Origin of the sequence: Streptomyces afghaniensis (assembly GCF_044327915.1) — a bacterium.
Taxonomy (GTDB): domain Bacteria; phylum Actinomycetota; class Actinomycetes; order Streptomycetales; family Streptomycetaceae; genus Streptomyces; species Streptomyces afghaniensis.
In genome coordinates this window covers 16,890-41,806 of the sequence record NZ_JBIRGJ010000007.1, presented here as the reverse complement: position 1 = coordinate 41,806, position 24,917 = coordinate 16,890, and the positions used below count along the sequence as shown (strand labels likewise).

The following is a 24,917-nucleotide window of genomic DNA, read 5'->3' as shown; positions in this document are numbered from 1 at the left end:
GCGGCCGAGGGACGGCCGGCGGGGGTCACACCGCCGCCGGCTCCGTCTCACTCGCGTCGGTTTCCCGGGCCGCCGCCTGCGCCCGGTCGCGGGCCTCGCGGCGGGCCAGGACCACCCAGCCGACCGGGACGGCGGCGGAGAACAGCCACCACTGGATGGCGTAGGCGTAGTTGAGGGCGGCGTCCTCCTTGCCGGGGTCGCCCAGCAGTTCGGGGGTGTCGCCCTTGGGCTCGGGGGCCGTCTGCGCGATGTAGCCGCCGAGCACCTGCGCGTCCAGGCGCCGGGCCTCCTGCTCGCTGTTGATCAGCATGATCTGCCGGTCCGGCAGGCCCTTGAGGTCCTTGATCCCGCTCGCCGCGGTCGTCTCACTCGGCATCAGCCGCCCCTCGACGGTCACCTCGCCGGCCGGCGGCGCGGGGACCTTCGGGAACGTGGTCTGGCTCGGGCCGTCCGAGGGGATCCAGCCCCGGTTGACCAGCAGGACCTTGCCGTCGTCGAGGACGAACGGGGTCAGGACGTGGTAGCCGACCTCGTCGTCGGAGTTGGTGCGGCGGCGGACGACGACCTCGTCCTCGGTGTCGAAGCGGCCCTTCGCGGTCACGGTCCGGTACCGCTCGGCGCTCGTGACGGTGCGCCCGGGCGCGGTCAGCTTCTCCACGGGCACCGGCTCGGCCGCCAGCGCGTCGGTGACCAGCTGGTTCCGGGCCGTGCGCTCCTCGTAGCGATGCATCTGCCAGATGCCCAGCCTGATCATCGTGGGGATGAGAAGCAGGGCGATCAGCGTCAGGATCACCCACTGCCGGGACATCAGGAAGCGGTACACCCCACGACCGTACAACTCGGTCGTGGGGCGCATTCAGGCGGGTACGGGTTCAGACCTTGTCGACAATTCCCACCTTTCCCTCCGCGCGGGCGCAGTGGGCTCCGCAGAACCAGTGACCCTCGACCTCGACGCCCTGGCCGATGATCTGGACCCGGCAGTGCTCGCAGATGGGGGCCATGCGGTGGATCGCGCAGGCGAAGCAGTCGAAGACGTGCACCGCCCCCTGCGCATGCACCTCGAAGGTCATTCCGTACTGATTGCCACATACCTCACAGGTCGCCATGCGCCACAGGGTGAGCCGTCGTCCCCGCCCGGGCGAGCGGCCGCCGGGCGAGTCGCCCGTCAATCACCCATCCGTACGGTCACCCGTCCGTACGGTCACCCGTCCGTACGGTCACCCGTCCGTACGGTCACCCGTCCGTACGGTCATCCGTCCGTACGGTCACCCGTCCGTACGGTCACCCCTCCGAAGCCGGCTCCACATCCGCGAGGAGTTGCCCGAACGCCGCCTCGTCCACGATCGGGGTGCCGAACTGCCGGGCCTTGACCACCTTGGACGTGCCGGAGTCCGGGTCGTTCGTGACGAGCAGGCTGGTCAGCCTGGACAGGCTGGTGGCCACGTGCAGCCCGGCCTCGGTCGCCCGGTCCTCCAGCAGGTCGCGCTCGGTCGAGGTGTCGCCGGAGAAGGCGACCCGCATGCCCTGCTTGAGCCGCCCGCCCGTCTCGTAGCGCCCGGGGTTCGGGTAGGGGCAGGCGGGCCGCTTCCGGGACGGGCGCCAACTGGTCTGGCGGTAGCCGCCGTAGCCTCGCGGTCCCGCCTGCTGCCCGATGCGGGGCGTGGCGGGGCGGTCCGACCACTCCGTCAGCGGCCGGCACTCGTGCAGCGGCAGCCGCACGCCGCTCGCCGCCGCGGCCCTGAGGCTGGGGCGGAACGCCTCCGCCAGCACGCGCGCGTCGTCCAGCGCGTGGTGCGCCTGCCGCTGGACGACGCCGAAGTGCGCGGCGAGCGACTCCAGCTTGTGGTTGGGCAGCGGAAGCCCGAGCTCCTTGGAGAGCGCGATGGTGCACAGCCGCTGCCGCACCGGCGCCTCGCACTTCGCGCGCGCGTACTCCCGGGCGATCATCTGCCAGTCGAAGACGGCGTTGTGCGCGACGAGCACCCGACCCTGGAGCCGGGCCGTGAACTCCTCGGCGATGTCCTGGAAGAGGGGCGCGCCCTCGAGTGCCTCGCTCGTCAGTCCGTGGATCCATACGGGGCCGGGGTCGCGCTCCGGATTGACCGTCGTGTACCAGTGGTCCTCGACCTCGCCGCGCGCGTCCAGCCGGTAGACGGCCGCCGAAATGATGCGGTCGTCCCGGGCCAGGCCCGTGGTCTCCACGTCAACGACCGCGTACCCCTTGGGATACGCGGCCGGCCACGACGTGGGAGAGAACGCTGCGGTTGTCAGGTCTTCCAGCATGGTTCCTGAGGATACGGGCCACGACTGACACCGCCGTCCGCCAGGTGCGCAAGCTCCGCTCTTCCGATGCCCCCTCAGGCGCCTTGTCCGGTCTGTCCGTTCGTGAGGGGTACGTCTGATCGAGGCTCAGGTGTTGTCGTCCCGCTCCGTTTGGCGGAGATCGCCAAGAAGCAAGCGCGTACCGTTGGTAATACTTGTGGGTAACAACGTCTGGTGGGGACAGGACGCCCGCCCTACGGTTCAGGCATGCCGAACCTGCCCGATGTCGTGCTGTGGTCGATACCCGCATTTGTGCTGCTCACCGTGGTGGAGATGGTCAGCTACCGCCTCCATCCCGACGAGGACGCCGCGGGCTACGAGGCGAAGGACGCCGCGACGAGCATCGGCATGGGGCTCGGCAGTCTCGTCTTCGACTTCCTTTGGAAGATCCCGATCGTCGCCCTCTACACGGTCCTCTACGAACTCACGCCCCTGCGCGTGCCCGTCCTGTGGTGGACCGTCCCGCTGATGCTGCTCGCACAGGACTTCTTCTACTACTGGTCCCACCGCGGCCACCACGTCGTCCGCATCCTGTGGGCCTGCCACGTCGTCCACCACTCCAGCCGGAAGTTCAACTTCACCACCGCGCTGCGCCAGCCCTGGACCTCCCTGACCGTGTGGCCGTTCTACGTCCCCCTCATCGCCGCCGGAGTCCACCCGGCCGCGCTGGCGTTCTGCTCCTCCGCGAACCTCGTCTACCAGTTCTGGATCCACACCGAGCGGATCGACAAGATGCCCCGCTGGTTCGAGTCCGTCTTCAACACCCCCTCGCACCACCGGGTCCACCACGCCTCCCAGGGCGGTTACCTGGACCGCAACTTCGGCGGCATCCTCATCGTCTGGGACCGGCTGTTCGGATCCTTCGTCGCCGAGACCGTGCGGCCCGTGTACGGACTGACCAAGAACATCGACACCTACAACCCGCTGAAGGTGGCGACGCACGAGTACGTGTCCATCGCCAAGGACCTGAAGGCGGCGCGCGACTGGCGCGAGCGCGCGGGGCGCGTGTTCCGGGGGCCGGGGTGGGGGCCCGCGCCGGCCGCGGCGCCGGTGTCCCCTGCCGGTACGGCTGCTGAGAGCACGTCGGCGTGAGCCGCTCCCGACTCCTGCTCGGCGCCTTCGGTCTCGCTGTCGTCGTCGACCTCCTCTCCCTCGCGGCCGGCTTCGACGCCGGGCACGCCGTCGCCAAGCCGCTGCTGATGCCGCTCCTGGCGTTCTGGGCCGTCCTGCGCCGGGCGCCCCGGCCGCTCGTGGCCGCCCTGCTGTTCGGCTGGGGCGGGGACGTGCTGCTGCTGTCCGACGCCGAGCCGGCCTTCCTCGCCGGCATGGGCTGCTTCGCGGCCGGACACGTCTGCTACCTCGTCCTCTTCGGGAGGTACGGCAGCCGGTACGCGGTCCCCCGCGCGCGTGCGGCCCTCCTCGCCCTGGGCTACGCCACCGCCCTCGTCACGACCGTCGCGCTGCTGTGGCCGGACCTGCCCGCTGACCTGCGGCTGCCCGTCGCCGGGTACAGCCTCCTGCTCACGGCCATGGCGTACCGGGCCGCCATCCGGCTCGGCCTCTTCACCGGACTCGGCGGTGCGCTCTTCCTGCTGTCCGACACGCTCATCGCGACCGGCGTCGCCGACTGGGCGCAGCCGCCCGCGCCGGACTTCTGGATCATGCTCACGTACATCGCCGCGCAGGCCCTGCTGGCCGGCGGCACGCTCGGGGCGCTCAACGCGCGCAGGGCACCGGCCGCGACGTACGGAGAGATGCGCGCCGTCTGAGGCTCGCCGGCGGATGGCCGGCGTCACCAGCGGATGGGCAGCGGAAGGGCCGTCAGCAGCCCGGACACGGCGACCGCCAGGCCCAGCGCGACCACCTCCGCGCGCGCCGGTGCACAGGCGGTCAGCGGGTCGGCCGCCCGGCGCAGCCGCCGCCGGGCCCACAGGGCGAGGGCGGCGACGGCGGCCACGAGGAGCACCTTGGCGAGCAGGGTCCGTCCGTACGCCGTCGTCGTCAGCTGCTCCAGGACCGTCTCCGGCGGCATCCGGCGCAGTGAACTCCACACGCCCGTGGCGGTGATGGCGGCCAGCAGAACGGTTGCCACGCGCGCGTAGAGACCCAGCAGGGCCGCGCCCGCCTCCGTGCCGTACCGGCCGTGCCACAGCCGCAGGGTCCGCAGCGCGTGCAGCAGACCGCCCGTCCACAGCGCCGCACAGGTCAGGTGGACGAGCGTCAGCCCGGAACCGGTCAGCGGGGTGTGCTCGGTCGCGGGGTGCGCGCGCAGGGCCTCGGCGACCACCACGGCGGCCAGCGGCCACACCTGCGTGGCCGGCCGGCGCGACACGGCACACAGCCCCGCCACGAGGAACGCGTTGACCTCCAGCAGGGCCAGCTTGCCGTCCCGGGAGGCGTAGAGGCCGCCGACGTCGATGTCCGACGGGCCGTCAGGGACGAGATTGCCCGTGGCCACGACCGAGGCGAGCCCGAGCGCGGCGACGAAACCGGCGGCGGCCGCGAGCGCCGACCAACTGCGCGGCACGACCGGATGGCCTTCGGCTCGCTCAGTGCCCGGCACGGAACGCGCCAGCCGGTTCACGAACAGTTCGCCGATCGGTACGCACAGGGCCGCGAACAGCACCGCGCGCAGCAGTGCTATGCCGCCGGCGCCGGGCGCGGCGGCCTCCCCGGTGCCGTGCAGCGCGGAGGACGGGCCGAGCAGCGGGATCAGCGCGGCCAGGGCCACCAGCACCAGGACGGCGACGGGTCTTGTCAAAGTCACCCCGAGATCTTCACCAGCCTTCACACGGCTGGGCAAATCCTCGAGGACGAACTCAGGCGACCTTCGACGCCGCCGACCACCACAACCGGACTTCCTTGCACACGTCCGTCGGCCGCAGCTCCCATCCCTGTGCGAGCGCGACCTCGGCGACGTACCAGCCGCCGACGCCGCGGTAGGCCCGCAGCGGTATCGCGCCCTCGGCCGGCGGCCGCGGCTTGTTCGGCTCGACCGGAGCCGAGGCCCGGGCGGTCAGCTTCGCGACCGCCTTGTCCACGCGTGCCTTGTAGTACCCGGCATCTCCCTCATGCCGCAGCTCCGGCCAGGACACGCACCAGGAGGCCAGGCGCGCGACGCGGTTCAGCATCACGTCCATGGCGCGGAGGTAGCCGCGTTCGAGGGTGTTGCTGAACACCGTGATCACCTCGGCGAACATGCCGACGACGAGGAACGCGGCCGCCACCGCCGCCCACAGCACACACACCACCGGAAACCACACCACACTCCCGGCGAACCGCAGGGCCAACTGCCATCTCGGCCGCACCGGTTGAGCCGTCCAGGTCGCCGGATCCTCGTACACGTCCATGACAAGGAATCCTGCCGCAGGCATGGAGCGGGCCGGGCGGGTGCCCCCGCCCGGCCCTGACTACCTCCACACGAGCTCTACTTGGTCACCGCGTCCAGCGCATCCGCGATGCCCCAGCCGTAGAAGCCGTTGCGGTTCTTCGAGCCCTCGCACACCGCGTCGATCTTGCCGTCGGCGTCGATGTCGTACGGGTCCGTGCACGGCGTGGCGTCGGCCTCGGCGTACAGGAGGGCCTTCACCAGGGCCGGAGAAGCGTACGGATGCGTCGACTTGATGAGGGCGGCGACGCCCGCGACGTGCGGGGAGGCCATCGACGTACCGGCCATGTAACCCCACTTGCCGCCCGGCAGCGTGCCGAGGATCAGCCCGCTCGTGGCCGGCGCCTCCGGCTTCTGGTAGGCGGTCGAGTCGCCGCCCGGGGCGGCTATGTCCGCGACGCCCAGACCGTAGTTGGAGAAGGACGACTTGATGCCCTTCGCCCCCGTCGAGGCGACCGTGACGACGCCCGGCAGCTGGGTCGGGATGTCGAGGCACTCCGACGGGTCGACGACCCGGTCGCCCGGCGTGGTGTCGTTCGGCGAGGACGGGTCGGTGATCTCGTCGGAGGCCAGGTCATAGTTCTCGTTGCCGGCCGCCGCGACGTTGACCGCGCCCTTCTTCTCCGCGTACCGCGAGGCCCGGCCGACCGCGTCCAGCAGCGCCTTCTGGTCCGGGTCGTTCTTGCAGTTGAAGTACCAGGGGTCGGTGTAATAGCTGTTGTTCGTCACGTCGACCCCGTGCTCGGCCGCCCACACGAAGCCGCACACCACGGCCTCCGTGTAGAAGAAGCCGGCCGGGTTGGACACCTTGATGCCGGAGACCTTCACCCCGGGCGCGACACCGGTCATGCCGACGCCGTTCTTCGCGGCGGCGATCTCACCCGCCACGTGCGTCCCGTGCGGGCTCTCCCCGGCGCCCGGCCGCCAGGCTCCGTCGGACGTGTCCGGCTTGCCCGAGACACAGTTGACCGACGCGTCCCGGTCGAAGTTGGGTGCGATGTCGGGGTGGGTGTCGTCGACGCCGGTGTCGATCACGGCGACCGTGACCTTCTTGCTGCCCAGCGACTTCTCGTGCGCCTTGTCCGCCTTGATGGCGGGCAGATCCCACTGCTGCGGCTCCAGCGGGTCCTGCCCGGCGGGGGCCTCGGCCTTGGCGACCTCGGCCGCGCTCAACGCCTTCGGCGTGCCCAGGTCACCCGTCGACGCCGACTGCAGCGGCTTGGTGCGGGTGGCACCGGCCGACTGCACCCCGCGCACCGTGCGGATGCTCTTGGCGAAGTCGGGGTTCGAGGAGTGGACGACGATGACGCCGATCTGGTCGTACGACGTCACGATCGTGCCCCCGGCCTTGCCGACGGCCTTCTTCACGTACGCCGAAGTGCCGTGGCCCGGCTTGACGTTGACGACGTAGCTGAGCGAGGTCGCGTCGGCCGAGACCGCCGCGGGCGCCTCGTCGGCGGCCGTGGCCGTGGTGTTCGGCAGGAAAGCGAGGGCCGTGGCCACGGCCATTCCGGCCGGGATCGCGACGGCGCGGCGGTAACGCGCGTGCGGCGCAGTCATGCAGTCTCCAGTTCGTTCGCGGTACGGGCGGACTGTGCGGAAAGTCTGGGCAGCGCGCGTCACTTGACGGCGCGCAGCGCGTTGACGATGCCGTAGCCGTAGAAGCCGTTGACGCGCTTGCCGCCCTCGCACACCGCGTCCTGCGTGCCGTCACCGTCCTGGTCGTACGACTCGGGGCACGCCGTCCGGTCGGCCTGCGCCTTCAGCAGGGTCTGGAGCTGGGCCGCGGACGCCCACGGGTGCTTGGACTTCAGCAGCGCGGCCACCGCGGAGGCATGCGGGGAGGCCATCGAGGTGCCCTGGAGGAAGCCGTACGCGCCGTTCGGCAGCGTGGACAGGATGCGGCCGTCCTTCGAGGGCGTGTCGGGTATCTGGTAGCGCCGGTCGCCGCCCGGCGCCGCGACGTCGACGACGCCCTCGCCGTACGTCGAGAAGTACGACTTCACGCTGTCGACGCCCGTCGAGCTCACCGTGACGACACCCGGAAGCTGGTTCGGCACGTCGAAGCACTCGTGCGGGTCGATGGTGCGCTCGACGGGGGTGGAGTCGTCCGGGCTGGAGTCGTCGACGATCGCGTCCGAGTCCAGGTCGTGGTTGGAGTTGCCCGCCGCGGCGACGTTGAGCGTGCCCTTCTTCTGCGCGTACAGCTGCGCCCTGTTGACCGCGTCGACGATGGCCCGCTGGTCCGGGTCGTCCATGCAGTTGTACAGCCACGGATCGACGTAGTAGCTGTTGTTCGTGATCTCGACGCCGTGGTCGGCGGCGAACACGAAGGCGCACACCACGCTCTCCGGGTAGAAGAGACCGTTCGCCCGGTCGGTGACGTTGATGCTGGAGACCTTCACACCGGGTGCGACGCCGGCGACGCCGATTCCGTTGCGCGCGGCGGCTATCTCACCCGCGACATGCGTGCCGTGGTAGTCCTCGGCGGTGTACGGCCGCCAGGCGCCCTCGCTGGTGTCGGGCTTGCCGCCGGCGCAGTTGGCGGACTGGGACGCGGAGAAGTTCGGGGCGATGTCGGGGTGGGTGTCGTCCACGCCGGTGTCGATCACGGCGACGGTCACCTTGCTGCTGCCCGGGTTGATCTTCGCGGCCTTGTCGGCGCCGATCGCGCGCAGATCCCACTGATCGGCCTCGAGGGGCTCGCTCTCGGGCGTCTTCGCCGAGGCGGCCTCGGTGCGCTTCGCCTGCGCGGCCGTCAGGTACTCGACCGCGCCCTCCTCCTTCGTCCCCGCGGCCGTCAGGGGCGTCGTGCGCGTCGCACCCGCCGACTGGACCCCGCGGGCCGTGCGTATGGTCTTGGCGAAGTCGGCGTTCGAGGAGTGGACGACGATCACGCCGATCCGCTGGTACGTGGCCACGACCGAGCCGCCGGCCTTCCCGATCGCCTTCTTCACCGACGCGATCGTGTGCCGGTCCACCTTGGTGTTGACGACGTACGCCAGCTTCGGCGCGTCCGCCGTGCGGGCGGCCGACTCCGCCTGCGGGGCCGCCGACGCGGCGGCGGGCAGGAAGCCCAGAGAGGCCGTCAGAGACAGCACGACGGGCACGGCGAGGGCGAGCCGGCGTCTGGAACGCGAGTGAGACATGGGGTCTCCACATCCTCCGGAAACGAAACCGGCCCGAGGCACAGGTGGTGCTCGGGCAGGTACATGACGAGGTGGTGCAGGGCGAAGCTATCTCGCGCTCTCGCTGGCCAGCAACGTTTTGTCGAAACGACTTCGGAAAGAACGCCGCGCGGTTGAACCGGTTCTCGCGTGCCGCCGTGACGTTGGACAAGGAGCGCGAGGACACTCGCCTCCGTCCCCGTTCACAACCGCTTCCGTCATCGCGAGGAGACTCTCCGTGGCCACCGACGCACCGCCCCCCTCGAAAGAGCAACACAAACTCCCCTCACCCGAGGAGTTCAGCGAGGTGCAGGAGAGCGCGGAGTTCGGTGAACTGCGCCGCTCCTACCGCTCCTTCGCCTTCCCGCTGACCGTCGCCTTCATCGCCTGGTACCTGCTGTACGTCCTGCTGTCGAACTACGCGGGCGGCTTCATGGGCACCAAGCTGTTCGGCAACATCAACGTCGCCCTCGTCTTCGGGGTCGCCCAGTTCGTCACCACGTTCCTCATCGCCTGGTGGTACTCGAAGCACGCCGCGGCGAATCTCGACCCCAAGGCCGAGGCCATCAAGTCCCGGATGGAGGGCGGCGCATGAGCCCCGCACAGCAGACCCTTCTCGCCGCGAACGAGGCCAGCGAGCACCGCCCGCTGATCATCACCCTGTTCGCGCTGTTCGTCGTCGCCACCCTCGGCATCACCATCTGGGCGGGCCGCCAGACCAAGGACGCCGCCGACTTCTACGCCGGCGGCCGCCAGTTCAGCGCCTTCCAGAACGGCCTCGCCGTCTCCGGCGACTACATGTCCGCCGCGTCCTTCCTCGGCATCGCGGGCGCCATCGCCCTCTTCGGCTACGACGGCTTCCTCTACTCCATCGGCTTCCTGGTCGCCTGGCTCGTCGCCCTGCTCCTGGTGGCCGAGCCGCTGCGCAACTCCGGCCGCTACACCATGGGCGACGTCCTCGCGTACCGCATGCGCCAGCGCCCGGTCCGCACCGCCGCCGGCACCTCCACGATCGTCGTGTCGATCTTCTACCTGCTGGCCCAGATGGCCGGCGCCGGCGTCCTCGTGTCGCTGCTGCTCGGCATCACCACCGACGCCGGCAAGATCCTCATCGTCGCCCTCGTCGGCATCCTGATGATCGTCTACGTCTCCATCGGCGGCATGAAGGGCACCACCTGGGTCCAGATGATCAAGGCCGTGCTGCTCATCGGCGGCACCATCCTGATCACCTTCCTGGTGCTGCTGAAGTTCAACTTCAACATCTCCGACCTGCTCGGCCAGGCCGCCGAGAACAGCGGCAAGGGCGCCGCCTTCCTGGAGCCTGGCCTGCAGTACGGCGCCACCGGCACCTCCAAGCTGGACTTCATCTCCCTCGGCATCGCCCTGGTGCTCGGCACCGCCGGCCTGCCGCACATCCTGATCCGCTTCTACACGGTGCCCGACGCCAAGGCCGCCCGTAAGTCCGTGAACTGGGCCATCGGCATCATCGGCGGCTTCTACCTGATGACGATCGCGCTCGGCTTCGGCGCCGCCGCGCTCATCTCGCAGGAGGAGATCATCGCCTCCAACCCGTCCGGCAACACGGCGGCACCCCTGCTCGCCCTGCACCTGGGCGGCGTCGACTCGACCTGGGGCGCGATCCTGCTCGCCACGATCTCGGCGGTGGCCTTCGCGACGATCCTCGCCGTCGTCGCCGGCCTGACCCTGGCCTCGTCGTCGTCGTTCGCGCACGACATCTACGCCAACGTCATCCGCAAGGGGAAGGCCTCCGGCGCCGAGGAGGTCCGCGCGGCCCGCTGGGCGACCGTCTTCATCGGCGTCGTCTCCATCGGCCTGGGCGCCCTCGCCCGCGACCTGAACGTGGCCGGCCTGGTCGCGCTCGCCTTCGCCGTCGCGGCCTCCGCCAACCTGCCGACGATCCTCTACAGCCTGTTCTGGAAGCGGTTCACCACCCAGGGCGCCCTGTGGTCGATCTACGGCGGTCTGATCGTCGCCGTCGGCCTGGTGCTGTTCTCGCCCGTCGTCTCCGGCGACCCCAAGGCGATGTTCCCCGAGGTCGACTTCGCCTGGTTCCCGCTGAAGAACCCGGGCATCATCTCCATCCCGTTCGGCTTCCTCATGGGCTGGCTCGGCACGGTCCTGTCCAAGGAAGAGCCGGACGTCAAGAAGTACGCCGAGCTGGAGGTCCGGTCCCTGACCGGCACCGGCGCCCACTGAGCACGAACCCCCTCGCGCGGCCGCGTCGTAGGAACCTCCAGGTCCCTGCGGCGCGGCCGCGTTCCACGTCGTGGGATCGGGCCTGTGGTGATGTCAGCGGGGTCACGTAGGCTCTCAGGTGTCGGAGAAGAAGTGCTCCGGGCACGATCCGCGTCGAGGGAGGGGGCCCACGTGCTCATCGACACCTACGGCCGAGTGGCCACCGACCTGAGGGTCTCGCTGACCGACCGCTGCAATCTGCGCTGCACGTACTGCATGCCCGAGGAGGGCCTGCAGTGGCTGGCCAAGCCGGACCTGCTCACGGACGACGAGATCGTCCGCCTGATCGACATCGCGGTCACCTCCCTCGGTATCGAGGAGGTCCGCTTCACCGGCGGCGAGCCCCTGCTGCGCCCCGGCCTGGTCGGCATCGTGGAGCGCGTCGCGGCCCTTCAGCCGCGCCCCCAGATGTCCCTCACGACCAACGGCATCGGCCTCAAGCGCACGGCGGCGGCCCTGAAGGACGCGGGCCTGGACCGGGTCAACGTCTCCCTCGACACGCTCCGCCCGGAGGTCTTCAAGACCCTCACCCGCCGCGACCGCCACAAGGACGTCATCGAGGGACTGCACGCCGCGCGCGACGCGGGCCTCACGCCGGTCAAGGTCAACTCGGTCCTGATGCCGGGGCTCAACGAGGACGAGGCCCCCGACCTCCTCGCCTGGGCCGTGGAGCACGACTACGAGCTGCGCTTCATCGAGCAGATGCCCCTGGACGCCCAGCACGGCTGGAAGCGCGACGGCATGATCACGGCGGGCGACATCCTGACCTCCCTGCGCACGCGCTTCGAACTGACCGCCGAGGGCGACGAGAAGCGCGGCTCGGCCCCGGCGGAGCGCTGGCTGGTCGACGGCGGCCCGCACGTCGTCGGCGTGATCGCCTCCGTCACCCGCCCCTTCTGCGCCGCCTGCGACCGCACCCGCCTCACCGCCGACGGGCAGATCCGCAACTGCCTGTTCGCCCGGGAGGAGACCGACCTGCGCGCCGCCCTGCGCTCCGGCGCCCCGGACGAGGAGATCGCCCGCATCTGGCGCCTGGCGATGTGGGGCAAGAAGGCGGGAGCGGGGCTGGACGACCCGACCTTCGTACAGCCGGACCGTCCCATGTCGGCGATCGGTGGCTAGCTAGGGGTTCTGCGAGGACTCCCATTCCTTCAGCAGCACCACGTCCTTCAAGAACCCCCGCACCCCGAGGAACTGCGACAGATGCTCGCGATGCTCCTCGCACGCGAGCCACGTCTTGCGCCGCTCCGGCGTATGGATCTTCGGGTTGTTCCACGCCAGCACCCACACGGCGTCCGCACGGCAGCCCTTCGCGGAACAGATGGGCGTCTCGTCACTCACAGCTTCGTCTCACCACTGCACACAGAAAAGGCGACGCCGAGCAGCCACGGGGGGAGCTGCCCGGCGTCGGTCCGTCGCTCCGACGGGGGATGCGGAGCGCGTACGAAGTATGTCACGGGTAACCCCGGGCCCGGCACCTGAACAACATGATTGATCTGAGCTTTTCTTGAGCTTGGCGGGAAGATGACTTCCGCTTGCGATCGCTCCGGAGCGCCTCTACCGCTCCTGCGACTCGGACCGCGCTCCCGGCACCGTCCCGGACACGGCATCTTCCGCGACGGATTCCGAAGGACCGTCCTGTGTCTCCGGCGGCGCGATCATCGGCCGCACCGGCGGCACCACGAACGTGGACGGCAGGGACGGCGCGTTCTCGCGCCCGGCGTTCGCGATCACCACCGCGATGTACGGCAGCACCAGCCCGAGCACCAACGCCACGACGGCGACGTGCCGTTCGACGTTCCACAGCGTGGCCGCGAGGATCACGGAGATCGTGCGGACCGTCATCGAGATCACGTACCGGCGCTGCCGCCCGCGGACGTCCTCCTGGAGTCCGGCCCGGGCGCCGGTGATCCGGAACACCTCGACGTGTCCGCCGCCATGCTGCTTCCGCATCGCATTCCACCATCCGCCCGTATCGGATCTCCCCGCCCCGTAGCCGCCCTGGGCCGGTCGGGGAGCCTGGCCAGGACAGCTTCCACGTTACGCCGCGCCTGCGTCGGCTACGAGACCGGGGCCGGTCCGGCCCGGGCGAACGGCCTGAGCCGTGCTACGTACGGCCATCCCTGGCATGCGGCGTAGGGCGCCTCGACCGACACTGGGCGTAGTGCTCACGTCGAGCCGTACGAGGAGGCAGCGATGGGCTGGTTGTGGGCGATCATCGTGGGATTGGTACTCGGCCTGGTCGCCAAGGCGATCATTCCGGGCAAGCAGCATGTCCCCCTGTGGCTGACCGTCATCCTGGGCATGATCGGCGCCATCGCCGGCAATGCCATCGCCCGGGCGGCCGGTGTCGACGCCACGGAGGGCATCGACTGGTGGCGGCACGTCTTCCAGCTGGCGATGGCGATCATCCTCGTCGGTCTCGGCGACCGGGCCTGGACGGCGGTCAGGGGAAGCAGACGCAGGGCATGACGAGACGGATGAGGGCATAACGGGGCGATCGGCGAAGGGGGGCGGCCTCCGCACCGGAGACCGCCCCCCTTCCTCGCGTCCTCGCGCCCTCAGGCGCCGGTGACCTCCACCGCCGCCAGGTTCTTCTTGCCCCGGCGCAGCACCAGCCAGCGGCCGTGCAGCAGGTCCTCCTTGGCGGGGACCGCGTCCTCGCCGGCGACCTTGACGTTGTTCACGTAGGCGCCGCCCTCCTTGACCGTGCGGCGCGCGGCCGACTTGCTGGCCACCAGGCCGACCTCGGCGAACAGGTCGACGGCCGGACCGAGCTCGGCGACCTGGATGTGCGGCACCTCCGACAGGGCCGCGGCCAGCGTCCGCTCGTCGAGCTCGGCCAGCTCGCCCTGCCCGAAGAGGGCCCTGGACGCGGCGATCACGGCGGCCGTCTGGCCGGCGCCGTGCACCAGCGTCGTCAGCTCCTCGGCCAGCGCGCGCTGCGCGGCCCGGGCCTGCGGACGCTCCTCGGTCTGCTGCTCCAGCTCCTCCAGCTCCTCGCGGGAACGGAAGGACAGGATGCGCATGTACTTGGAGATGTCCCGGTCGTCCACGTTCAGCCAGAACTGGTAGAACGCGTACGGCGTCGTCATCTCCGGGTCGAGCCAGACGGCGCCGCCCTCGGTCTTGCCGAACTTGGTGCCGTCCGCCTTGGTCATCAGCGGGGTCGCCATGGCGTGCACCGTGGCGTCCGGCTCCAGCCGGTGGATCAGGTCCAGACCCGCCGTGAGGTTCCCCCACTGGTCGCTGCCGCCCTGCTGGAGCGTGCAGCCGTAGCGCCGGTACAGCTGGAGGAAGTCCATGCCCTGGAGGAGCTGGTAGCTGAACTCCGTGTAGCTGATGCCCTCGGAGGACTCCAGGCGCCGGGCGACGGAGTCCTTGGTCAGCATCTTGTTGACGCGGAAGTGCTTGCCGATGTCCCGCAGGAACTCGATCGCGGAGAGGTTCTCCGTCCAGTCGAGGTTGTTGACCATGACGGCCGCGTTCTCGCCCTCGAAGTCCAGGAACGGCTCGATCTGGGAGCGCAGCTTGCCGACCCAGCCGGCGACCGTCTCCGGATCGTTCAGCGTGCGCTCCGCGGTCGGGCGCGGGTCGCCGATCAGGCCCGTGGCGCCGCCCACCAGCGCCAGCGGCCGGTGACCGGCCTGCTGGAGCCGGCGCACGGTCAGCACCTGCACCAGGTGCCCCACGTGCAGCGACGGCGCCGTCGGGTCGAAGCCGCAATAGAACGTGACGGGACCGTCCGCGAGCGCCTTGCGCAAAGCGTCCTCGTCAGTGGACAGGGCGAACAGCCCGCGCCACTTCAGCTCGTCGACGATGTCCGTCACGGTTCTCGTGTCTCCTTGATGATCTTCGGGCAGTCGGGTGACAGCCGACTACGAGGTTATACGCCCTGACTGACAGAGCTCATATTGAAATCCGGTACGCGCAGCGCGGGCATCGCGGCCCTGGTGAACCAGTCGCTCCACTCCCTGGGCAGCGTCTTCTCGGTGCGGCCGGCCTCCGTGGCCCGGCCGAGCACGCCGACCGGCGACTCGTTGAACCGGAAGTTGTTCACCTCGCCGGTCACCTCGCCGTTCTCGACCAGGTAGACGCCGTCCCGGGTCAGACCCGTGAGCAGCAGCGTCGCCGGATCGACCTCCCGGATGTACCACAGGCAGGTCAGCAGCAGCCCGCGCTCGGTGTTCGCGACCATCTCCTCCAGGGAGCGGTCCTCACCCCCGTCCATGACGATGTTGTCGATGACCGGCGCCACGGGCAGGCCGGTGAGGCCCGCGCTGTGCCTGCTGGTCGTCAGGTGCCGCAGCTCACCCCGGCTCATCCACTCGGTGGCCGCGAGCGGCAGCCCGTTGTCGAACACCGACTGGTCGCCGCCGGAGGAGTGCGCGATCACGAAGGGCGCCGACTCCAGACCGGGCTCGTGCGGGTCGCTGCGCAGGGTCAGCGGCAGCTCGGTCAGCTTCTCGCCGACGCGCGTGCCCCCGCCCGGCTTGGAGAACACCGTGCGGCCCTCCACCGCGTCCCGGCCGGACGCCGACCACATCTGGTAGATCAGCAGATCGGCGACGGCCGTCGGCGGCAGCAGCGTCTCGTACCGGCCCGCGGGCAGCTCCACGCGCCGCTCGGCCCACCCGAGGCGCACGGCCAGCTCCGCGTCCAGCGCCGCCGGGTCGACGTCCTTGAAGTCCCGGGTGGAGCGACCGGCCCAGGCGGACCGGGTCCGGTCCGGCGACTTGGCGTTCAGCTCCAGCGTGCCGTTCGGCTGGTCGTGCCGCAGCCGCAGCCCCGAGGACGTCCCCAGGTACGTCGACACCAGTTCGTGGTTGGCGAAGCCGTACAGCTCCCGGCCGCCCGCACGCGCGCGTGCGAAGGCCTCGCCGAGCGCCGGAGCGAAGTCGGCGAACACGGCCGAGGAGGTCTCGGCGGGCGTCTCCATGAACTCCGGCGCCTGCGTCACGCCCGTGACCAGCGGCTGTGCGTCCTCGGCGGGCCCGGCGCCGCGCGCGGCGGCCTCGGCGGCCCGCACCAGGGGCTCCAGCTCGTCGGGCGTCACCGCGGACCGTGACACGACCCCCGAGGCCGTGCCCTCCTTGCCGTCGACCGTGGCGACGACGGTGAGCGTGCGTCCGCGCGTGACCCCGTTCGTGGTCAGCGCGTTGCCCGCCCAGCGCAGGTTGGCGGTGGACTGCTCGTCGGCGATGACGACACACCCGTCCGCCCGGGACAGTTCTAGGGCGCGCTCGACGACCTCGTGCGGCTTGCTGATACGCCCGCTCATCGACCGGCCTCCTGGGTCGTGTTAAGGATGTTGACGCCCTTGAAGAGGGCCGACGGGCAGCCGTGCGACACGGACGCGACCTGGCCCGGCTGGGCCTTGCCGCAGTTGAAGGCGCCGCCCAGGACGTACGTCTGCGGACCGCCCACCGCGGCCATCGAGCCCCAGAAGTCGGTCGTCGTCGCCTGGTAGGCCACGTCCCGCAACTGCCCGGCGAGCCGCCCGTTCTCGATGCGGTAGAAGCGCTGCCCGGTGAACTGGAAGTTGTACCTCTGCATGTCGATCGACCAGGACCGGTCGCCGACCACGTAGACGCCCCGCTCCACGCCCCCGATCAGGTCCTCGGTGGACATCCCGGCCGGGTCCGGACGCAACGACACGTTGGCCATGCGCTGCACCGGCACGTGCCCGGGGGAGTCGGCGTAGGCGCATCCGTTGGACCGCTCGAAGCCGGTCAGTCTCGCGATCCGCCGGTCCAGCTGGTAGCCGACGAGCCTGCCGTCCTTCACCAGGTCCCAGGACTGCGCCGCGACGCCCTCGTCGTCGTACCCGATGGTGGCCAGCCCGTGCTCGGCGGTGCGGTCGCCGGTGACGTTCATCAGCTCCGAGCCGTAGCGCAGCTTGTTCAGCTGGTCGAAGGTGGCGAAGGAGGTGCCGGCGTAGGCGGCCTCGTAACCGAGCGCCCGGTCCAGCTCGGTGGCGTGCCCGATGGACTCGTGGATGGTCAGCCACAGGTTGGACGGGTCGACGACCAGGTCGTACAGGCCCGCCTCGACGCTCGGCGCCCGCATCTTCTCGGCGAGCAGTTCCGGGATCTGCTCCAGCTCGCTCTCCCAGTCCCAGCCGGTGCCCCGCAGGTACTCCCAGCCGCGTCCCACGGGCGGGGCGAGGGTGCGCATCGAGTCGAACTCGCCGCTCGACTCGTCCACCGACACGGCGTTGAACACCGGGTGCAGCCGCACCCGCTGCTGCGTGGTCACCGTCCCGGCGGTGTCGGCGTAGAACTTGTTCTCGTGGACGGTGAGCAGCGAGGCGTCCACATGGTCGACCCCGTCGGCCGCCAGCAGCCGCGCGCTCCAGTCCCCGATCAGCCCGGCCTTCTCCTCGTCGGGCACGGTGAACGGATCGATCTCGTACGACGAGATCCAGGTCTTCTCGGCGTGCACCGGCTCGTCGGCCAGCTCCACACGCTCGTCGGACCCGGCCGCCTTGATCACCTGGGCGGACAGCCTGGCCATCGCCACCGCCTGCCCGGCGACCCGGGCGGCGGCGTCCAGGGAGAGGTCCACGCCGGACGCGAACCCCCAGGTGCCGCCGTGCACCACCCGCACCGCGTACCCGAGGTCGGTGGTGTCCGACGACCCGGCGGGCTTGGCGTCCCGGAACCGCCAGGAGGCGCTGCGCACCCGCTCGAACCGGAAGTCCGCGTGCTCGGCGCCCAGCGCACGCGCGCGTGCGAGGGCCGCGTCGGCGAGGGCGCGTAGGGGGAGGGCCGTGAAGGCCTCGTCGATGGTATGAGGCACCGCCGTCTCTTTCTGTCGAGGTGAGGGTGGTCGCCGTACTTCGTGACTGTTCCGATCATGTCGTCTCGGCCCGCGCTCGGGCCACGAGTTTCGTGACCCGGGTGCGCGCATTTCTGTAGGGACCCGACAGCGAGTCCCCTACGCCACTGTCGGTGCCCGATTGTCCGCGAGCGTGCCCGGACCGATAGGTTTTCGAGGAAGCCGCCTGTCTTCGCCGCCTGTCGTCCAGGCGCCCGGGCGGGGTATCAGACCGCTATCGAAAGGGTGATCCGTTGAGCCGCTCGGTTCTCGTCACCGGAGGCAACCGGGGCATCGGCCTCGCCATCGCCCGCGCTTTCGCCGATGCCGGCGACAAGGTCGCCATCACGTACCGCTCGGGTGAGCCCCCGGCGGGCTTCCTCGCTGTCAAGTGCGACATCACCGACGCCGAGCAGGTGGAGCAGGCCTACAAGGAGATCGAGGAGGCCCACGGCCCCGTCGAGGTCCTGGTCGCCAACGCCGGCGTCACCAAGGACCAGCTCCTGATGCGCATGTCCGAGGAGGACTTCACCTCGGTCATCGACACCAACCTCACCGGCACCTTCCGGGTCGTCAAGCGCGCCAACCGCGGCATGCTGCGCGCCAAGAAGGGCCGCGTCGTCCTCATCTCCTCGGTCGTCGGGCTGCTCGGCTCCGCGGGGCAGGCCAACTACGCCGCCTCCAAGGCCGGCCTCGTCGGCTTCGCGCGCTCCCTCGCCCGTGAGCTGGGCTCGCGCAACATCACCTTCAACGTCGTCGCGCCCGGCTTCGTCGAGACCGACATGACCGCGGTGCTCTCCGACGAGCAGCGCGCCGGCATCGTGAAGCAGGTCCCGCTCGGCCGGTACGCGCAGCCGGAGGAGATCGCCGCCACGGTGCGGTTCCTCGCCTCGGACGACGCCTCGTACATCACTGGAGCCGTCATCCCCGTTGACGGCGGACTGGGAATGGGTCACTGATCACCATGAGCGGAATTCTCGAGGGCAAGCGCGTCCTGATCACCGGTGTGCTGATGGAGTCCTCCATCGCCTTCCACGCCGCCAAGCTGGCCCAGGAGCAGGGCGCCGAGATCATCCTGACCGCGTTCCCGCGGCCCACGCTGACCGAGCGGATCGCCCGGAAGCTGCCCAAGCCCACCAAGGTCATCGAGCTCGACGTGACGAACGACGAGCACCTCGGGCGCCTGGCCGACATCGTCGGCGAGGAGCTCGGCGGCCTCGACGGCGTCGTCCACTCCATCGGCTTCGCCCCGCAGGACGCCCTCGGCGGCAACTTCCTCAACACGCCGTTCGAGTCGGTCGCCACGGCCATGCACGTCTCGGCGTACTCCCTGAAGTCGCTCACCATGGCCTGCCTGCCGCTGATGCAGAACGGCGGCTCCGTCGTGGGTCTGACCTTCGACGCGCAGTACGCCTGGCCGCAGTACGACTGGATGGGCCCGGCCAAGGCCGCCCTGGAGGCGACCAGCCGCTACATGGCCCGTGACCTGGGCAAGCAGAACATCCGCTGCAACCTGATCTCGGCGGGCCCGATCGGCTCCATGGCCGCGAAGTCCATCCCGGGCTTCGGCGAGCTGGCCTCCGTGTGGGACTCCCGCTCCCCGCTGGAGTGGGACCTGAAGGACCCCGAGCCGGCCGGCCGCGGCATCGTCGCCCTGCTGAGCGACTGGTTCCCGAAGACCACCGGCGAGATCATCCACGTGGACGGCGGTCTGCACGCCATCGGAGCCTGATCTCCCGTACGGAGCCTGATCTCCCGTACGGAGCCTGATCTCCCGTACGTCGTAGGCGCCCCGTTTCCCGCAGTGCGCGGGGAGCGGGGCGTCACCCGTTCGGCTCATCCGGCCGGGCGGGGGAGGCGCACCCCCGGGCACGCTGGAGTACGCGTCACCACGCGATCCCCTCCCCAGCACGGCCGAGGAGGTCCCCTTGTGCGCTTGTCCCGCCGAACGGCCTCACTGTCCCTCGCCATCGCCCTCGTCCTGATCCTGGCGTACGAGGCGGTGCCCCACGCGCGCGTACCCGCCGGCGAGCAGGATCCGGCCGACCCCTTCGGCGCCGCGTGCCGGATCCGCGTCACCGGCTCCAAGGTGACCGTGTACTGCCACAACCCGTACCCCGAGGCCGACCGCGTGAGCCTGCACGTCGAGTGCGCCCGCTGGTGGGACATCGACACCGACAGCTCCCCGGTGGAGGCCGGGCCCGCGCAGACCGTGCGGCTGACGGGACGCTGCTGGAAGGAAGTCGGCGACGTGTGGATCAGTCACCGGCGGGCGAGCTGATCCCGCCCAGGCGGCACTGGAACGGATAGCGGGCGGCTTCCGCCGCCGCCTGCTCCGCGTCGCCCGTGCGGATCGCGTCGAGCAGCCGCGCGTGCTCCATGTACGTCTCCGGCGTCAGCTCCTCGCCGACGTCCTCGCGCAGCCAGTCCCGCAGGACCTCGCCCAGGTCCGCGTACATGGCCGTCATCACGTCGTTGTGGGAGGCGGACACCACGGCCAGGTGGAAGGTCGCGTCCGCCGTCACGAACGCCTCCGCGTCACCCGACTCCCAGGCCTCCTCACGCCGCAGCAGCAGTGCGTCGAGCTGCTTGAGGTCCTTCTCCGTACGCCGCTCGGCGGCCAGCCGGGCGGCCGCCGACTCCAGCGTGGAGCGCAGCTCGGCGACGTGCCGGGGGTCGGCACCGGCGAACCGCCGCTGCATCACCCCCGCCAGCTCGCTCGTCGCCACGACATACGTGCCGGAGCCCTGGCGGATGTCCAGCAGGCCGTTGTGCGACAGGGCGCGGACGGCCTCGCGGACCGTGTTGCGGGCGACACCCAGCTGCTCGACGAGCTCGGGCTCGGTCGGGATGCGGGAGCCGACCGGCCACTCGCCGGAGGTGATCTGGGCCCGCAGGGCGGCGATGACCTGTTCGGAGAGGGCCGAACGTCGGGGATGGCTCAGGGGCATGGCACACCTTCGCACGACCGGGGCGCCGGGGCGCGGCCTGGGAGGGAGCGAAGTGGACAGTCAATCATCCTATGATTCTATGATGGGCCGCATGGCTAGTGAGGAAACCCGGACGATGACGCCCCCGACCGTACGCAGCTCGGCCGCGCACGAGGCCCGGGAACCCGGCGGCTCCTCCACGCGCGCGTGGACGATGCGGCTGCTCGTCCTCGGCATCGTGCTGTCCGCGCTGAACCTCCGCCCCGCCATCACCAGCCTCGGCGCCCTCCTGGAGGAGGTCCGCGACGGGCTCGGCATGAGCGGCAGCGTGGCCGGGCTGCTCACCTCCGTGCCGCCGCTGTGCTTCGCCGTCTTCGGCGTCATGGCCCCGCGGCTCGCCCGCCGCTTCGGAGCCGGCGCCGTGGTGTGCGCCGGCATGGCCGCCATCGCCGCCGGCCTGGCGATCCGGCCGTACGCCGGCGGCACGGCCGGCTTCCTGGCCGCCAGTGCCCTCGCCCTCATGGGCATCGCGGTCAGCAACGTGCTGATGCCGGTCATCGTCAAGCACTGGTTCCCCGACCGCGTGGGCTCCATGACCGGCCTGTACTCCATGGCGCTCGCCCTGGGCACGGCCCTCGCGGCCGCGGTCACGGTGCCCCTGACCGACGCCCTGGGCGGCAGCTGGCAGTCGGGCCTCGCCCTGTGGGCGGGGCTGGCCGTGGCGGCGGTCCTGCCGTGGCTGCCGTTCGTACGGGGGCGTGCGGCGGCGCCCGGGGCGGGGGAGCGGGGCGGAGACGGACGCGCGTCTGCCCGGGGCGCCGCGGCGGAGACGCCGGCCTCCGCCGGGACGGAACCCGGGCGCGAGGAGACCTCTGCCTCGACCTCGACGACACACTCGCGCGAGGAGACCTCCGCCTCCGCTTCGACGACACACGCGCGCGAAGAGGCTCCGCGGCTGCGGATCACCCGGAGCCGCACCGCCTGGGCCCTGGCCGTCTTCTTCGGGCTCCAGGCGACCGCCGCCTACATCACCATGGGCTGGATGGCGCAGATCTTCCGGGACGCGGGCGTACCCGCGGGCACCGCGGGGCTGCTGCTCGCGGTCACCATGGTGATGGGCGTACCCCTGGCCTTCGTCATACCGCGCCTGGCCACGCGGCTGCCGCACCAGGGCCCGATCGTGCTCGCCCTGGGCGTCTGCGGCCTCGCCGGCTACGCCGGGCTGTACCTAGCGCCGGCCGCCGGCGCCTGGGCCTGGGCCGTGCTGCTCGGTGTCGCCAACTGTGCCTTCCCGCTCGCCCTCACCATGGTCGGCATGCGGGCCAGGACCGGCCCGGGCGTGGCCCAGCTGTCGGCGTTCGCGCAGAGCACCGGCTACCTGATCTCCATCCCGGGGCCGCTCCTGGTGGGCGTCCTCTACCAGCACAGCGGCGGCTGGGGCCTGCCGATCGCGCTGATGAGCGCCCTGATGATCCCGCAGATGGCGATCGGCTTCCTGGCGGGCCGGGACCGCACGGTCGAGGACGAGGCGGGCCGCTGACCCCGCCGCGGAGCCGTTGATCTCACCCCGGGGCGACCGGTGCCCGCGGCGGGTGCGAGACTTGCCCCATGCCAGTGCTCGACCCGAATCCCCAGCACGGTCAGAAGAAGATGCTGCTCGTGTTCGGCGCCTTCTTCGCGATCTTCATCATCATCGGCGTCATCGCGACCATCGCCTCGCCATGACCGGCCCTCGCCCCGCCCATGGTGGGGCTAGCCCCCCTGTCCCCTAGGGGGTGAGGGTCAGGGTCAAGTGGGTGGATCACCGGATGGGCCGGCCGCCTCGGATTCCGTAACTTCGACGTGTGACCGCGAGACGCGGGCACGGACCATTCGAAGAGCGGAGGCACCATGTCGGCTCCTACGCACACCCGGCCCCATCCGGCGACCCGGGCCGGCGTCGACAGCCGGCTGCCCTGGTGGGCCCTCGCCCTGCCCACGCTCGCCTTCGTCGCGCTGCTCGTGCTGATCCTGAACCCGTCCGACGCCCAGGCGGCCACCGGCGACCCGGTGATCACCCACCTCTTCGAGCGCGTCCAGCAGCTGATAGCCCGCTGAGCACGGCGGAAAGCCGGTGGTCAACTCCCTGCGCCCCGTGGCCTGTTTCGTGCGAAGCTGGATCTCATGAGCGTCGCAGAACCCCGCAGGATTGTCCTCTTCCGCCATGCGAAAGCCGACTGGCCACAGGTGAGTGATCACGAGCGTCCGCTCGCTGACCGGGGCCGAAAAGAAGCGGCGGAGGCCGGGCGCAGGCTGGCCGACACCGGCATCGCCTTCGACCTGGCCCTGTGCTCCACCGCGGTCCGGACCCGCGAGACCTGGAAGCTCGCCGTCCAGGAGTTCCCACAGCGGCCGAAAACCGTCTACGAGGAGCGGATCTACGAGGCTTCGCCCGGCGAACTGATCGCCGTGCTCAACGAGACCCCCGACGACGCGCAGAACCTTCTCCTGATCGGCCACAATCCGGGCGTCCAGGGCCTCGCCGACATCCTGGCGGGCACGGCCGAGGGCGACGCCCGCGACCGGATGACCCGCCGTGGGTTCCCGGCCGCAGCCTTCGCCCTGCTGTCCTTCACCGGCTCGTGGAAGAGCCTGGAGCCGGGCGTGGCCACGCTGGAGGACTACTGGGCGCCGACCGAGTGACCGACTCCGCGTGAGCGGGGCCCGGCACCGTGCGGTGCCGGGCTCACTTGGCCGGTTCAGACCGTGTCGAGGGTGTCCGCCGCCTCGACCTCTTCGCGCGTGATGCCCAGCAGGTACAGCACGGTGTCCAGGAAGGGGAAGTTCACCGCGGTGTGCGCGGCCTGGCGCACCACCGGCTTGGCGTTGAAGGCGACGCCGAGACCGGCCGCATTCAGCATGTCCAGGTCGTTGGCGCCGTCACCGATCGCCACGGTCTGCGACAGCGGCACACCGGCCTCGGCGGCGAACCGGCGCAGCAGCCGGGCCTTGCCGGCACGGTCGACGATCTCGCCCGTGACCTTGCCCGTCAGCTTCCCGTCGACGATCTCCAGCGTGTTGGCGTGGGCGAAGTCCAGCCCGAGCCGCTCCTTCAGATCGTCGGTGACCTGGGTGAAACCGCCGGAGACGACACCGACTTGGTAGCCGAGCCGCTTCAGTGTGCGGATCAGGGTGCGGGCGCCCGGCGTGAGCCGCACCTCGCTGCGCACCTTGTCCACGACCGAGGCGTCGAGCCCCTCCAGCAGCGCCACGCGCGCGTGCAGGGACTGCTCGAAGTCCAGCTCGCCGCGCATCGCGGCCGCCGTCACCTCGGCGACCTGGTCCTCGCAGCCGGCGTGCCCGGCGAACAGCTCGATGACCTCGTCCTGAATGAGCGTCGAGTCGACGTCCATGACGACCAGGCGCTGCGCGCGCCGGTACAGCCCCGCGGCGACGACCGCCACGTCGATGCCGAGCTTCGCCGCGTCGGGCGCCAGGGCGGTCCGCAGCGGCTCGGTCTCCACGCCGGACACGGCGAACTCGACGGCGGTCACGGGGTACTTGGCGAGCCGGAAGATACGGTCGATGTTGCCACCGGTCTTCGTGATCCGCGCGGCGATCGCCGCCGTGGCCTCCGCGGTGAGCGGATGCCCGAGCACGGTCACCAGGGAGCGGCCCAGCCCGCGCGGCCGGTTGTCGCCGAGGCCGGAGATGATCTCCGCCTGCATCTTCATCGACTCGGCCCAGCTGTGGACGGTCGCCCGCAGATCGCCCTCGAGCCCCTTGGGCGGCTCGGTCACGAGCGCGCACAGGACCATTCGCCCACGGGTGACGACCTGCTCGATGTCGACGACGTCGACGGAGTAGGCGGCGAGGGTGTCGAAGAGGCCGGCCGTGATGCCCGGACTGTCCTTGCCGAAGATCTTGACAAGGAGGGTGGGGACGTCGGAGGACGAGGTCTGCGAAGCGCTCATGGTGGTTCCACCGTATCCGGCAGGCAGGTCACACCGCCCGTGAGGTCCGCCTGGCGGACAGCGAACAATGGGTGACACACGG

Annotated in this window: 27 protein-coding genes; 13 read left to right on the top strand and 14 right to left on the bottom strand. The window is 70.7% G+C overall.

Translation table 11 applies throughout. The features are described from left to right. Positions 1-25: 25 nt before the first annotated feature. The 3 genes from ACH4G3_RS25980 to ACH4G3_RS25970 form a co-directional block, all read right to left on the bottom strand. Complete coding sequence (locus ACH4G3_RS25980) at positions 26-823, bottom strand: SURF1 family cytochrome oxidase biogenesis protein (RefSeq protein WP_397626768.1); 798 nt, start codon at positions 821-823, stop codon at positions 26-28. A 49-nt stretch (positions 824-872) separates the two neighbouring features. Continuing rightward, on the bottom strand, positions 873-1,106 hold the full coding sequence (locus ACH4G3_RS25975) for a hypothetical protein (protein ID WP_082319948.1): 234 nt from the start codon (positions 1,104-1,106) through the stop codon (positions 873-875). 175 nt (positions 1,107-1,281) lie between these two features. Further along, a complete protein-coding gene (locus ACH4G3_RS25970) occupies positions 1,282-2,283 on the bottom strand; it encodes a DEDDh family exonuclease (protein ID WP_397626767.1) in 1,002 nt (333 codons plus the stop codon). A gap of 246 nt (positions 2,284-2,529) precedes the next feature. Between ACH4G3_RS25970 and ACH4G3_RS25965 the strand changes: the two genes are divergently transcribed. Beyond that, positions 2,530-3,414, top strand: coding sequence for a sterol desaturase family protein (locus ACH4G3_RS25965; RefSeq protein WP_397626766.1), 885 nt, complete (start codon positions 2,530-2,532; stop codon positions 3,412-3,414). Beyond that, positions 3,411-4,091, top strand: coding sequence for a lysoplasmalogenase (locus ACH4G3_RS25960; RefSeq protein WP_397626765.1), 681 nt, complete (start codon positions 3,411-3,413; stop codon positions 4,089-4,091). The genes ACH4G3_RS25965 and ACH4G3_RS25960 overlap by 4 nt, the downstream gene beginning before the upstream one ends. Before the next feature lie 23 nt (positions 4,092-4,114). On the opposite strand, the gene ACH4G3_RS25955 is transcribed toward ACH4G3_RS25960, so the two are convergent. The 4 genes from ACH4G3_RS25955 to ACH4G3_RS25940 form a co-directional block, all read right to left on the bottom strand. After that, positions 4,115-5,089: a CopD family protein gene (locus ACH4G3_RS25955; RefSeq protein ID WP_397626764.1), complete on the bottom strand. Its 975-nt coding sequence runs from the start codon at positions 5,087-5,089 to the stop codon at positions 4,115-4,117. A 52-nt stretch (positions 5,090-5,141) separates the two neighbouring features. Continuing rightward, positions 5,142-5,672, bottom strand: a complete 531-nt coding sequence (locus ACH4G3_RS25950) for a hypothetical protein (protein WP_397626763.1) — start codon at positions 5,670-5,672, stop codon at positions 5,142-5,144. A 77-nt stretch (positions 5,673-5,749) separates the two neighbouring features. Further along, a complete protein-coding gene (locus ACH4G3_RS25945; protein ID WP_397626762.1) occupies positions 5,750-7,270 on the bottom strand; it encodes a S8 family peptidase in 1,521 nt (506 codons plus the stop codon). 59 nt (positions 7,271-7,329) lie between these two features. Next, positions 7,330-8,859, bottom strand: coding sequence for a S8 family peptidase (locus ACH4G3_RS25940; protein ID WP_397626761.1), 1,530 nt, complete (start codon positions 8,857-8,859; stop codon positions 7,330-7,332). 256 nt (positions 8,860-9,115) lie between these two features. On the opposite strand from ACH4G3_RS25940, the gene ACH4G3_RS25935 reads away from it, so the two are divergent. From ACH4G3_RS25935 to moaA, 3 genes are all read left to right on the top strand, one after another. After that, positions 9,116-9,472: a DUF485 domain-containing protein gene (locus ACH4G3_RS25935; protein WP_020274125.1), complete on the top strand. Its 357-nt coding sequence runs from the start codon at positions 9,116-9,118 to the stop codon at positions 9,470-9,472. Then, positions 9,469-11,094: a solute symporter family protein gene (locus tag ACH4G3_RS25930; protein ID WP_397626760.1), complete on the top strand. Its 1,626-nt coding sequence runs from the start codon at positions 9,469-9,471 to the stop codon at positions 11,092-11,094. Before ACH4G3_RS25935 ends, ACH4G3_RS25930 begins: the two co-directional genes overlap by 4 nt. A 171-nt stretch (positions 11,095-11,265) precedes the next feature. Next, positions 11,266-12,255, top strand: a complete 990-nt coding sequence (gene moaA, locus ACH4G3_RS25925) for a GTP 3',8-cyclase MoaA (protein ID WP_397626759.1) — start codon at positions 11,266-11,268, stop codon at positions 12,253-12,255. On the opposite strand, the gene ACH4G3_RS25920 is transcribed toward moaA, so the two are convergent. Together ACH4G3_RS25920 and ACH4G3_RS25915 are read right to left on the bottom strand one after the other, a co-directional pair. After that, complete coding sequence (locus tag ACH4G3_RS25920) at positions 12,256-12,474, bottom strand: hypothetical protein (RefSeq protein ID WP_193506345.1); 219 nt, start codon at positions 12,472-12,474, stop codon at positions 12,256-12,258. A 216-nt stretch (positions 12,475-12,690) separates the two neighbouring features. Beyond that, positions 12,691-13,086 carry a DUF3099 domain-containing protein gene (locus ACH4G3_RS25915; protein ID WP_397626758.1) on the bottom strand — a complete coding sequence of 132 codons (396 nt, stop codon included), beginning with the start codon at positions 13,084-13,086 and terminating at the stop codon, positions 12,691-12,693. Positions 13,087-13,329: 243 nt separating this feature from the next. Between ACH4G3_RS25915 and ACH4G3_RS25910 the strand changes: the two genes are divergently transcribed. Beyond that, positions 13,330-13,605: a GlsB/YeaQ/YmgE family stress response membrane protein gene (locus ACH4G3_RS25910; RefSeq protein WP_397626757.1), complete on the top strand. Its 276-nt coding sequence runs from the start codon at positions 13,330-13,332 to the stop codon at positions 13,603-13,605. Between the two features lie 89 nt (positions 13,606-13,694). Here the strand turns inward: ACH4G3_RS25910 and tyrS are convergent, their stop codons facing one another. The 3 genes from tyrS to ACH4G3_RS25895 are packed head-to-tail and all read right to left on the bottom strand — an operon-like array spanning position 13,695 to position 17,934. Continuing rightward, entirely contained in the window at positions 13,695-14,963 is a 1,269-nt protein-coding gene (tyrS, locus tag ACH4G3_RS25905; RefSeq protein ID WP_397626756.1) for a tyrosine--tRNA ligase, read from the bottom strand. Positions 14,964-15,019: 56 nt separating this feature from the next. Further along, positions 15,020-16,414 carry a metallopeptidase TldD-related protein gene (locus ACH4G3_RS25900; protein ID WP_397626755.1) on the bottom strand — a complete coding sequence of 465 codons (1,395 nt, stop codon included), beginning with the start codon at positions 16,412-16,414 and terminating at the stop codon, positions 15,020-15,022. Beyond that, positions 16,411-17,934, bottom strand: coding sequence for a TldD/PmbA family protein (locus ACH4G3_RS25895; protein WP_397626754.1), 1,524 nt, complete (start codon positions 17,932-17,934; stop codon positions 16,411-16,413). Before ACH4G3_RS25895 ends, ACH4G3_RS25900 begins: the two co-directional genes overlap by 4 nt. Before the next feature lie 272 nt (positions 17,935-18,206). On the opposite strand from ACH4G3_RS25895, the gene fabG reads away from it, so the two are divergent. The 3 genes from fabG (at position 18,207) to ACH4G3_RS25880 (ending at position 20,233) form a co-directional block, all read left to right on the top strand. Next, the gene (gene fabG / locus ACH4G3_RS25890; RefSeq protein WP_397626753.1) at positions 18,207-18,911 is read left to right on the top strand and encodes a 3-oxoacyl-[acyl-carrier-protein] reductase; all 705 of its coding nucleotides are present in this window, start codon (positions 18,207-18,209) and stop codon (positions 18,909-18,911) included. 5 nt (positions 18,912-18,916) lie between these two features. Beyond that, a complete protein-coding gene (fabI, locus tag ACH4G3_RS25885; protein WP_010037733.1) occupies positions 18,917-19,684 on the top strand; it encodes an enoyl-ACP reductase FabI in 768 nt (255 codons plus the stop codon). A gap of 198 nt (positions 19,685-19,882) precedes the next feature. Next, positions 19,883-20,233, top strand: coding sequence for a hypothetical protein (locus ACH4G3_RS25880; protein WP_397626752.1), 351 nt, complete (start codon positions 19,883-19,885; stop codon positions 20,231-20,233). Here the strand turns inward: ACH4G3_RS25880 and ACH4G3_RS25875 are convergent. After that, on the bottom strand, positions 20,211-20,903 hold the full coding sequence (locus ACH4G3_RS25875) for a FadR/GntR family transcriptional regulator (RefSeq protein WP_397626751.1): 693 nt from the start codon (positions 20,901-20,903) through the stop codon (positions 20,211-20,213). The two genes, ACH4G3_RS25880 and ACH4G3_RS25875, sit on opposite strands and share 23 nt — an antisense overlap. A 79-nt stretch (positions 20,904-20,982) precedes the next feature. Here ACH4G3_RS25875 and ACH4G3_RS25870 point away from each other — a divergent pair, with 79 nt between their 5' ends. From ACH4G3_RS25870 to ACH4G3_RS25855, 4 genes are all read left to right on the top strand, one after another. Beyond that, a complete protein-coding gene (locus ACH4G3_RS25870; protein WP_397626750.1) occupies positions 20,983-22,422 on the top strand; it encodes an MFS transporter in 1,440 nt (479 codons plus the stop codon). Between the two features lie 68 nt (positions 22,423-22,490). Further along, positions 22,491-22,607: an SGM_5486 family transporter-associated protein gene (locus ACH4G3_RS25865; RefSeq protein ID WP_086012488.1), complete on the top strand. Its 117-nt coding sequence runs from the start codon at positions 22,491-22,493 to the stop codon at positions 22,605-22,607. Between the two features lie 165 nt (positions 22,608-22,772). Then, positions 22,773-22,979, top strand: coding sequence for a hypothetical protein (locus tag ACH4G3_RS25860; protein WP_397626749.1), 207 nt, complete (start codon positions 22,773-22,775; stop codon positions 22,977-22,979). 66 nt (positions 22,980-23,045) lie between these two features. Beyond that, a complete protein-coding gene (locus ACH4G3_RS25855) occupies positions 23,046-23,564 on the top strand; it encodes a SixA phosphatase family protein (protein ID WP_397626748.1) in 519 nt (172 codons plus the stop codon). 56 nt (positions 23,565-23,620) lie between these two features. On the opposite strand, the gene serB is transcribed toward ACH4G3_RS25855, so the two are convergent. Beyond that, positions 23,621-24,835: a phosphoserine phosphatase SerB gene (gene serB / locus ACH4G3_RS25850; protein ID WP_397626747.1), complete on the bottom strand. Its 1,215-nt coding sequence runs from the start codon at positions 24,833-24,835 to the stop codon at positions 23,621-23,623. Between the last annotated feature and the right edge of the window lie 82 nt (positions 24,836-24,917).